This is a genomic window from Streptomyces sp. NPDC096013, assembly GCF_044763565.1.
Classification (GTDB): Bacteria; Actinomycetota; Actinomycetes; order Streptomycetales; family Streptomycetaceae; genus Streptomyces.
In genome coordinates this window covers 25,637-36,033 of the sequence record NZ_JBIWGK010000034.1, presented here as the reverse complement: position 1 = coordinate 36,033, position 10,397 = coordinate 25,637, and the positions used below count along the sequence as shown (strand labels likewise).

Here is a 10,397-nt window from a genome sequence, read left to right as displayed (position 1 = left end):
ACCGACATCCCCTGGCCCATAAGCGACCGCGGGCCCCCGTCCTGCCCGGCCAGGCCCATACCGCCCCCCTCATGTCAGACGCCCCGACAGCCACCCATCCGGCTTCCCCTGAATCACCGCCACACTCCTGGCCCCGACGCACCCGCAAGCCGATCAGCGACCTCGATGACACGCGGCCTTACCCGGTCGGGTGAAGTCGCCGGAGTGGGAGAACTTCGGCGGGCGTTGTTGGCGTCGTGCCGTACATGAAGCAGACCGACGACGCGCATGTGGCGTTTCCCGGCCTGGCCGTGGTGGAGGTCGCGACGGCCGACGACGAGACCGCGTTCACCGTCCAGGAACTGCTCGCCGCGCAGTGCGCGGTGGCGCCGGCGGACCGTACAGACCCGGGAGCCCGGCGAACCCGGCCTGCAGCTGTGGCTCTTCCTGGACATCCGCCAGGAAGCCGGAGCGTAGCGACAGCCCCTACGCGGGGCCTTCCTCGTGCCGGACGGCGGGACGGCTCATAGGCTGGATGTGGGATCTCGCCGCCCGTGGCCAACGGCGACGCTGCGACCTGGTGGTTGTCGCGCTGTCGCACGGCTTGGCCAGCTGTCCAGTCTCACGGCCGTGTCCGAATCCTCGGGGCGGCCACCGATGGGTAAGGCTCTGTGCTGTCGAAGTGCATCTGGCAGGTAGCGGCTCGCTGACCTGCGAAGGTGCCAGGTGGCTTGAGAATGCTGGTGGTCGGTGTTCTCAAACCACCTGGCTTTCGCGGAAGTTGCGTTCGCGGTAGAGGCAGAAGCGCCGGCACCTGCGTGTGGCGATGCGTACCGAGTCGGCCAGTGTTTGCTGGTCCCGGCCGCAGGGGAGATCGGGACCGGATACGGTTCGAACCGAAGCGGGCCGGCGCACGTTTGGCCATGCCCGCTTTGCGCCGTCCAGGCGTCAGGGTCAGTCATCAGGGGGTATCGCCGTGCCGCAGGAACCATGGGCCGAGCTGGGGGAGACCATCAGCGCGATTCGTGCTGAGTTGCAGAGCGCCATGGAAGCAGGCAGGGAGGAGTCCCTGAAATTCAGGACCGGGCCGGTGGAACTCGAGTTCACCGTGGAGGTCAAGAAGGACGGCGGGGCCAAGGCCAAGGTCTTCGTTCTTCCCTGGACGGTTGAGGCGCATGGTGCGGCAAGCGTGGGCCAGACCCACCGTGTCAAGCTCACCCTGCAGCCGGTCGACAGCGACGACAACGATCTGAGGATCTCCGCCGACTCTCCGAAGCGTCCGAAATAGCCGCGAACGGTCCGCGTGGAGAACAGCTCGTCGGGTGAGGAACAGGACGGGGGATGGATCAGGCACGGGTCATGGAGATCTGGAATCCGGTCCTGGGGAAGTCGGGCAGCGGGTACCTGATCGGTGACGACGTGGTGCTCACTGCGCACCACGTCGTGGACGGGGTCCGGATGCGCGGCAGCGTGGAGGTCCGGCAGCTGGATCCGGAGGGCCGCGCGGACTGGACGGCTGCCGAACTGGTGTGGCTGCCGGAAGCAGCAGCTTCGGAGGTGTTGCCGGACGCGGACGGTGCGCTACTGCGGATCACCGGGCCGGACTGGCAACCGCCGGTGACTCCGACGGTGCGATTCGGGCGGATCGTGGGCAAGGACCGCGTGCCCTGCCTCGGGCTGGGCTTTCCCGACGCGGTCACACGTCCCGACCACGCACGGGACACCATGCCGATACGTGGCCATGTGGACCCGTTGCATGGCATGAAGTCGCGGATGACGACGGTGCATGTCGACGTGGGCATTGTGCCGAGCCGCTCGGGATGGCGCGGCAGCTCGGGGACCGGGCTGCTGTGCGGACCACACCTGATCGCGGTCCTGACGGCGGACAAGAGCTTCGCGCCCGGTGTGCTGGAGGCCGTACCCGTCAGCGTCCTCGCCGAACTGCCGGGATTCGAGCAGACCTTACGGGCCCATGGTGTCCACTTCGTCACCGAGGACATCGGCGAGGCGTCTCCCGATCCCGACGACGAGCCGGACTACGCGCCGATTGCCATACCGCCGCCCTCCTCAGGGCACCGCTTGAAGAGGCTGCTGGTGCCCGCCGCGGGAGGGACGGTGACGATCTTGGCGCTCTTGGCGCTGTCCCCGGCCGAGTCGGGCGTCACTTGGCCGATCGGATCGACGCTGTCCGGCGTTCTGGCCGGATGGGGCATCGATTGGCTCCGTGGCCCGCAGTCGGCAGGGGCCGGCCGGGAAGCTGCAGTCCAAAGGCTGCGTGAGGCCGTCCGGGGGGAGGTAGAGCGACGTCGTTGGCAACTGCTGGGCAACGACAGCAAGGCCATCAACGTCACTTTCGTCACCGTGCCGCAGGGCGGCAGGGACGCCGACAGGGCCTGGCCTCGCGGGGACTTCAACGGCATCGCCCATTACCTGGACGGGCTTCGGCCGAAACGCCTGGTCATCACGGGCGGTCCCGGCTCGGGCAAGACGCTCCTGGCTTATGAACTCGTCCATCGGGTGCTCGCCCGCAAGCACTACGACGGGCCGGTGCCGGTGCCGGTCGGCCTGTTGGAATGGGACACCAGCGCGACGTTCGCCGACTGGTTCAGCGCTCGCTTGGGTCAGGAGTACCTGGGCGGTTCCGAGACCAGGGCGCGGGACTTGTTGGCGTCCGGGCGTGTCATGCCGGTCCTGGACGGCCTCGACGAGATGGACCCCACAGACAGCAGACGACCCAGGGGTATCGCCGCGCTGGCCCAACTCAACCGCTTCGCGGGGCCATTGGTGCTGACCTGCCGTTCGGATGAGTACGCCGAGCTCAGCCGCGCCGATCAGCGTCTGCTGGACTGTGCGACGGTGCAGATCGAGGAGGTCCAGCCCGTCGACGGACGACGGTTCCTGGACGAGCGGACCAGGAACAGGGCCCGGCTCGCCGAATTGAAGGACGATCTCTTCGCAGCGGGGACGGCCACGAGAGCGGTGCTGTCCTCACCGTGGATGCTCACGCTGGCGTCACTGGCATCGCAGACGGAAGCCGGAACCACGAAACTCCGCTCCTTCATCGGGGTACCAGCCTCGGGCGGCCGAGAGCGGGAAGAACTGCACGCGGCGTTGCTGGAGGAACTCATCCCGGCCTTGTGCGAGCCAGATCCGGCCGACCGGCGTCGGCGGTACCAGGCGCAAGACGTGACTCAGTGGCTGCGGCTGCTCACCGGAAGCCTGCCCGGCGGCCACACGGCACCGACCGACGGCAGCGGTGCCGTCGTACCATCCCGAGACCTGGCCATCCATACGCTGTGGCCGGTCGCCGGGCCGCGCAGCGCCCGCTATGCCGCCGCAGCGATCTCCATCGCCTGCTGGCTGCCTGCCCTGCTCTCCTTGGCGGTCTGTCTCCACCGCAACCACGCCCTGCCACTGCCCGGCGCAGTACTGCTCGCACTGCTGACCCCTGCGCCGCTGCTGTCGGCCTGGAACGCACGTGCACGATACGTCCAGCCGCGCCGCATCCTGTTCCAGCGGCTACGCAGCAGACTCGGCTGGAGCCGGATCGCCCTGGGCGCCACACTGGGCGGCGTCCTCATGCTTCCGCTGACGGCCCTGTTCGGTCCGGGCTTCGCGCTGGCCGCCGGCGCCGGGTTCGCAGCCGTCTTCGGTCTCGGCCTGGCGCTGTCGGTGCGGGCGGACATCGACCGCCGCCATCTGGTGGCGGTCAGCACCCCATCTGCCCTGGCGGTGACAGTGGCGGCTGGGTTCCTCGCTGGCCGACTCGGCGATTTCATCGGTCTCACCGCGGGATGCGGAGCCGGAGCAATCGGGCTGGTGGCGGGGGTACCCGCAGGGCTGCGCGCCGCTCGGCGCAACAACGGCGGAGACCCCGACCCGGATCCGCCCGGGGTGCCCACGCCGCTGTCCCCACTGCGCAATGACGCGATGGCAGGGATGGTGTCCGGTGCCGTCGTCGCGGCTCTCACGCTCTACGGGACGTTGAGCGTCGAGTGGTTGCGAGTTTCCTGGCCGCTCGCCGTCATCACGGCCCTGGCCTGCGGTGTGGCTGCCGGGCCCGGTTTTGTCGCGGTCACCAGCCGCCAGTACCTCGGCCTGATCTCGGCCACCCGCGGAAAGCTGCCGTGGCGCCTGACCACATTCCTGCGCTGGTGCCATGAACGAGGACTGCTGAGGTCTGCCGGAACCGCCTACCAGGTACGCCACGACGAACTACTTGAGTGGCTCCGGCGTTGACCTCTGCTTGCGCGACATTGCCGCTCAGCATGCGTTGTGATGAGAATCCGTCAACTCGAACGAAAATGAGTGACAATCCGACAGCTTCAACGCGACAGGACAACCAACCAGTCTCTGGTTGCGGCTGAACGGCCCCCGGGTGGCCGTTGGTCGTGAGATTTGGCCACGGCATTTGAGATCCCACATCGCTTGGGGGATCTCGCCGCCCCTGTCATGTGCCGATGCTGTGACCTGCGGTCGCCTGTCCGTCTCACAGCGATGGCCGCGCTCCTGTCTCACGGGCGTGGCCATTTCCTCGGTCTGGTTTTCTTCAGTCGCTCGAACCTTGGAGACGAGATGCCGCCGCAGTCCCGGTCTCATCTTGCGTTGACACAGTCCAGGGGCGGCACGTCGGGGTTGATCCCGTAGACATGGGCATCGCTCGCGGACTCAAGATCGTTCACGATCCAGGGTCCGCCCGCGCTCGCTGGATTCGGTCCCGTCGGCGACAGCATGATCCACACTCTCGTACAGCGGCACTACGTCGTTCAGCCCCCACATCTCAAGGACCTTGCGCGGCAGTCGCCGTGAGACCACCACTTTGACCGGCGTCCGCGCTTCCGCGGCCGCCAGTCGGAAATCCTCCAGCACCGTCAGCCCTGCCATCGTCAGAATCGAGGAAGCGGACCAGTCGACGACCACCGAGGTGACGCTGTTACGGGACCCGGCATCCAGCTGACTGCGGCACAGGTCACGCAGTTGTTGCCGGACTGTCTCGGCATTCGCGATGTCTACTTCCGCGGGCATCTGCACGATCAGATACCCCTGCCCATTGGAGATCTGAAGCGTCATTCCCGACCGCCTCCTTGCGGTACAGCTCGACTACAGAGAACGCCATTTCATGGCACATCCAGTATGCCCAAGATCAAAGTGAATTCAGCCCGATCCGGAAGGAAAACCGTTTCTCCCGGATTGACGACACCACGCTGCACACACTGCTGCTCTCACAAAGCTCGCAGGGCGGAAGGGGTTGTGCCAAGGGCGACGCTCGTCGGGTGTGATGCGCGTAGATCCGTAAAAATGGTGACCCGTTGAGAGACCGTACGGACCTTTGGGTCGTACAGGCCGGCAAAAGTGCCGACCGGTGCCAAGTTCTGGCCGATCGGCATACTTCATCGACTCGAGCGAGTTGCACCGCAGCACATCCGTGCGCCCCGCATCGCGGCAGGGCTTCACCGGAGTTCGGCGAACCGGTAGCTGGTGGAGCCTTCCTCATATCTGCGGCCATAGTGGGGCAGGGTTGCGCTGAGCGAGTGCACCGGGGAATGTGGGGGTGCGGCTCATTTCCCCAGGTCCCCTTCTGAGGCTGGGTGTCGACCGCATGCCGGGATGTGGCCCTGCGAAACGGGAAATTCGCTGACCTCGGTGACCGCCTCCACTCCCGGCCAGCGGGCAGTGCAGCCCGCGGAACGGACCCCTGATGGCTTCCGCGAACAGCGAACCCTCGGACGCGGCCAGCGTGGTCGATCTTCTGCTGGACACCGAGACCCTGGACGACTTCCTGCACGCCCTGGCCGAAGCGGCCATGCGCCGCGCGCCGGGCGCCGATGGGTGCGGCATCACCATCCACCGTGCGGGGGGTTTCATCACCGTCACCAGCGCGGGAACCAGCGCCGCTCACCTGGACGAGAAGCAGTACGGCCTGGATACCGGCCCCTGCCTGCAAGCTCTGCGCACCGGCAAGGAAGTCCATGTCCTCGACATGATGGAAGAGCAGCGGTGGGGCTCATACCCCGCACACGCGCTGGCAGCAGGAACCCGGTCCTCGCTCTCGTTCCCCATAGCTGCCCGTACCGATACCGCCGGCGCCCTGAACCTGTATGCGCCGCTGCCGCACGCCTTTGATACCGCCGACCATCCGGCGTTGCGCGCCCTGGCCTCCGAAGCCGCCGGCGCCATCGCACTGGCCCAACGTATGGCCCAGTCACGGCAGTTCACCCAGGATGTACAGCAGGCGCTGCGCTACCGCGGCGTGATCGACCAGGCCGTCGGCATCATCATGGCCCAGCAACGCTGCCCCAGCCCCGAGGCGTTCGCGATCCTGCGTGCTGCCTCCCAGAACCGCAACGTCAAACTCCGTGACCTGTGCGCAGACTTGATCACCCGCCTCACCGGCCAGCCTCCGCACACCCCGCCTGCATTCAACCCTCCCGACCTCTGAGGTGATGGGGCCAGGCAATTTGTCCGGCGAGCACGACCGAGCGCCCACAGAGATCGGCGCGCGTGTATGTCGTGCCCACGGACGAGCGGGCCGGATGCGCTTCCGATCATGATGGGCAACTAGGTATTCTCTTCACGGAGTTGGGACGAAGCTCCGTGACCGCACCGGCGTCCCGTCTCGCCTACCCGCATCCCCTGCCGACACCGACCGGACGCCCCAGCGGACCACTGGAGCCGCATCGCCGACAACGCGGCTCCAGCCCGGCCCTCCCCGGGGAGAACCTCCCGCGATCCCCCCACGGAGGACCCGGTGTGAGGAGCTGACGAGGTAAAGTCCCGCTCCTCACGCCCCAGGCGGCCGTCGCCACCCGAATGGGCGGCGGCCGCCCCAGCACAGACCGCATAACGGCCTCGTCCCCACGCTACGCCCCCTCGTCCATCCTCATGCCCACGCGCCGTAAGAATCACCGCTCCTCCAACGGCGCTGACGCGTCTGATCACACGCCCGGGGCTGCGCGGGGCATATCTCTCCGCGGCCAAGCAGCCGACCGTTGCCCAGGTGACTATGCAAGTCTCAACGGGGCCTGGCACAAAATTCGTGAGGACGATCAACGAGGTTCGGTCTCGGTGACGTGGCCTCACCCGGGACCGTGGTGCGGTGGCATCGACGTGGCCGCCTACCACAGCGTGCGGGATTGGAAGGGCCGTGGGACAACTGTCAGTGCTTGAGGCGTCTCCAGCAGATCAGGGCGCAGGCCAACGAGACGAAGGCGTCGTGGAGTTCGGTTCGGCGTTCCCAGCGGACGGCGAGGCGCTGGAACTGATGGAGCAGGGCGAAGGTCTGCTCGACGACGTAGCGGAGTTTGCCCAGGCCCTTGATGTTCGGGGCGCCCTTGCGGGAGATGACCGGCAGGATCCGGCGCTTGCGCAGCTCCTCGCGGTGGGGGTTGGAGTCGTAGCCCTTATCCGCGAGCAGCGCATCGGGGTGGCGGCGTGGCCGGCCGGGCCGTCCGGCCTCGGGCGGGATGCCGTCGACCAGGGCGAGGGTCTGGGTGACGTCGTTGACGTTGGCCGCGGTGGTGATGACCTTGAACGGGGTACCGCGTCCGTCGCAGATCAAGTGGTGCTTGCTTCCCCTCTTCCGCCGGTCGACCGGCGACGGACCGGTTTCGGCTCCCCTTTTTTCGCGCGGATGTGGGAGCCGTCCACACAAACTCTGGACCAGTCGGGTTCACCGGCCGCGTTCAGCTCGGCAAGCAGAATGCGGTGCAACTGATCGAAGACGCCGGCCTGCTGCCAGCGATCCAGACGCCGACAGCAGGTCTGTCCCGAGCCGAACCCGAGCTCCAGCGGCAGGAGTTGCCAGGCTATGTCGTTGCGGAGGACATACAGGATGCCCTGAAGGCACAGCCGGTCCGGTACCGGTTGCGGGCCCGGCGACTTCTCCGGCCAGGGCGGCAGCAGCGGTTCGATCAACGCCCACAAGTCGTCGTCCACGATCCACGGCCGAGTACTCACACCCTCCCGAACGGCCGAATCGCCACATCGGTCACGCCCGACGAGGGCACTTTAACAAGATCGTGTTGTCGCGGTGCTCGTTGTGCTCTCGGTGCTCGCTACCCAGGCCGCCATGGGGAGATGGGTTGAGCGCATGTCTGGTGTGTCCGTCAGCCGAACTGGGTGGTGTCCTGTTTCGATTTGCGCAGTCGCCTCATCCGGAGGCATAGAGGACGGGACCAAATCCATGGCGGAAGCACGGTTTGCCACGCTGAATACGACGCTGGGAGGGGTCGTCGTAGGGCTGTTCCCCGACGAGGCGCCGGAAACGGTGGCCAACTTCGTCGGCCTGGCTGAGGGAACCAAGCAGTGGCGGCACCCGCAGACCGGCGCATCGGGGAAGGGGTCGCTCTACAACGGAACGCTCTTCCATCGGGTGATCGACGGCTTCATGATCCAGGGAGGTGACCCCCAGGGCGACGGGCGGGGCGGTCCGGGATACCGGTTCAAGGACGAGTTCCACCCGACGCTGAAGTTCGACCGGCCCTACCTGCTCGCCATGGCCAATGCAGGCCCGGGCACGAACGGCTCGCAGTTCTTCATCACCCTGGGTCCGGTGCCGCACCTCAACAACCGGCACACGATCTTCGGCGAGGTGATCGAGGGACAAGACATCGTCACCGCCATCGCCTCGCGCCCGACCGACGGCAACGACCGCCCGCGCACGGACATCACCATCGAGTCCATCACCATCGAACGGCGTTAGCCCGGAACCCTGAGCGTCCTCGTTGGCCGGGCCGGCCAACGAGGACCGGGGCAGCGACGAGTGACCTCGATTCTCATCGCGCTGGGCCCATTACCAGGTGACGGCCAGCTGGGTGACTCCGGCCACGGTGTGGGTGGTGCGCCAGCCCAGGGATTCGGGCCCGGTTGCCAGCCGAAGGTTGGGCAGGTGCCGGGCGAGGACGGTGAGGCCGCAGGCGAGCACGGTGCGGCTGAGGTGCTGGCCCAGGCACTGGTGGGGGCCGTGCCCGAACGCCAGGTGCGTGGCGGGCCTGGCGCCGGGGGTGAACGCGGTGAGTTCATCGGCCGGGGAGTCGAGGGAGCAGTTGACCCACTGGCCGGCGCGGATGAGGACCCCGCCGACCTTGGTGTCACGGACCGCGCGGCGGGTCAGGCCGTACTGCTTGATGGTGATGTGGTGCAGGAGTTCCTCGACCACATCGGGTGCGCAGTCGGGGTCGGCGGCGAGTTCCGCGTACCAGGCGGGCTGTTCCTGTACGAGGGTGAGCACGGACAGGGCCAGCATGTAGGTGGGGCTGACATGGCCGGGCATCAGCAGGAGTTTCGCGATGCCGGCCAGTTCGGCTTCGCCGAGCGGCCGGTCGGGCAGCCCCTGGACGGCGATACGGCCCAGCAGCCCGGGATGGCGGGCGGGTTCGGCCAGGACATCGCGGGCGAGGCCGCGCAGGAAGTGGTCGACGCCGCTCGTGGTGGAGTTGAGGTCCGCGTTGCTGAGGTCCTGATCGGCGAACACCTCCAGCATCTGCGCCCCATGCACCTCCCACGGCACCCCGACGACGGCGCACACGGCCTGCGAGGACAGGGGCAGCGCGTACTGGGCAACGAGGTCCGCCGGTGCTCCGGCACGGACCATGTCCTCCAGGCACTGCTCGGCGATGGCGGTGATGCGCGGCGTGGCGGTGCTGGTGCGCACGGCGGAGAACTCGCGGGCGAGCAGGCGCCGGTAGTCCAGATGGGCGGGGCCGTCGTGCTGGACGAACATGCCCTCGGCGGTGGGGAGGATGCCCCGGCCGGCCGGTCCGGGCGGAGGGCTCGCGGGGCCGCGGCGGGAAGTGAAGGAGACGGGGTCGTCCAGGACGGCCCGCACGTCGGCCGGGCGGGTCAGCCGCCAGGTGCCGACACCGTTGCCGGCCAGAGTGAAGACCGGTTCTCCCTCAGCGGGCGACGTGGCCGGGGTGGCGTACGGGCAGAGTCCGGCAGGCGCGGCGGGTGTTTCGGAGCCGGTTGCCAGGGTGGGTGTCGCGGTCATGAACGGCCTCCTGCGGCAGCGGGCACGACGGCACGGACTGTGCGGCCCTCACCCGGTCCTGCCCTGATGACAGCACCGCCTGCGTACGGCCGCAGCGGTCGCACCCCCGGCGCATCGAGGCACGCCAACCACCAGGGAGGCGGCGAGCGCTGCCGCGGCAGCGACCGTCCACGCCCCCGGCTCGTTCCGCCCGAAGAGCAGTACACCGTGGCCGACACCGCATTCGTGCACGACCTGCGCGCCGGAAGACGCTTCCGCGCCGGTCTCCGCGTCAAGCGCGTTCAACGCATTCCCCGGCATCTACGAACGCACCTGGTCCAGGGGCACCGGCCGCGCCTCCTGGGGCCTGTCCCCGCATGCACCGGCCCTGCTGGTCACACGTCAGGCGTAGTCGCACAAGGCCGCCTCGAACCCTTGCTGGACGGCCTCG

At 67.9% G+C, this 10,397-nt stretch carries 8 protein-coding genes; 5 read left to right on the top strand and 3 right to left on the bottom strand.

Annotated features, from left to right (window positions below; translation table 11 throughout):
• Positions 1-245: 245 nt before the first annotated feature.
• From ACIRB1_RS46680 to ACIRB1_RS46670, 3 genes are all read left to right on the top strand, one after another.
• Positions 246-509 (top strand): DUF6207 family protein, encoded by a 264-nt coding sequence (locus ACIRB1_RS46680; RefSeq protein WP_403470063.1) that lies wholly within the window; start codon positions 246-248, stop codon positions 507-509.
• Between the two features lie 446 nt (positions 510-955).
• Positions 956-1,267, top strand: coding sequence for a trypco2 family protein (locus ACIRB1_RS46675; protein ID WP_403470062.1), 312 nt, complete (start codon positions 956-958; stop codon positions 1,265-1,267).
• A 53-nt stretch (positions 1,268-1,320) separates the two neighbouring features.
• Entirely contained in the window at positions 1,321-4,218 is a 2,898-nt protein-coding gene (locus ACIRB1_RS46670) for a trypsin-like serine protease (protein ID WP_403470061.1), read from the top strand.
• A 429-nt stretch (positions 4,219-4,647) separates the two neighbouring features.
• Here the strand turns inward: ACIRB1_RS46670 and ACIRB1_RS46665 are convergent, their stop codons facing one another.
• Positions 4,648-5,049 (bottom strand): STAS domain-containing protein, encoded by a 402-nt coding sequence (locus ACIRB1_RS46665; protein WP_403470060.1) that lies wholly within the window; start codon positions 5,047-5,049, stop codon positions 4,648-4,650.
• Between the two features lie 628 nt (positions 5,050-5,677).
• Between ACIRB1_RS46665 and ACIRB1_RS46660 the strand changes: the two genes are divergently transcribed.
• Positions 5,678-6,418 (top strand): GAF and ANTAR domain-containing protein, encoded by a 741-nt coding sequence (locus tag ACIRB1_RS46660; RefSeq protein ID WP_403470059.1) that lies wholly within the window; start codon positions 5,678-5,680, stop codon positions 6,416-6,418.
• 717 nt (positions 6,419-7,135) lie between these two features.
• Here ACIRB1_RS46660 and ACIRB1_RS46655 read toward each other — a convergent pair.
• Positions 7,136-7,917 (bottom strand): IS5 family transposase gene (locus ACIRB1_RS46655; RefSeq protein WP_403470064.1). Its coding sequence is split into 2 segments (ribosomal slippage): positions 7,136-7,602 and positions 7,602-7,917, totalling 783 coding nucleotides; the frame shifts between segments, so codons are not numbered across the junction.
• 244 nt (positions 7,918-8,161) lie between these two features.
• Here ACIRB1_RS46655 and ACIRB1_RS46650 point away from each other — a divergent pair.
• Positions 8,162-8,680, top strand: coding sequence for a peptidylprolyl isomerase (locus ACIRB1_RS46650; RefSeq protein ID WP_403470058.1), 519 nt, complete (start codon positions 8,162-8,164; stop codon positions 8,678-8,680).
• A 90-nt stretch (positions 8,681-8,770) separates the two neighbouring features.
• Here the strand turns inward: ACIRB1_RS46650 and ACIRB1_RS46645 are convergent, their stop codons facing one another.
• The gene (locus ACIRB1_RS46645; protein WP_403470057.1) at positions 8,771-9,967 is read right to left on the bottom strand and encodes a hypothetical protein; all 1,197 of its coding nucleotides are present in this window, start codon (positions 9,965-9,967) and stop codon (positions 8,771-8,773) included.
• Positions 9,968-10,397: the final 430 nt, after the last annotated feature.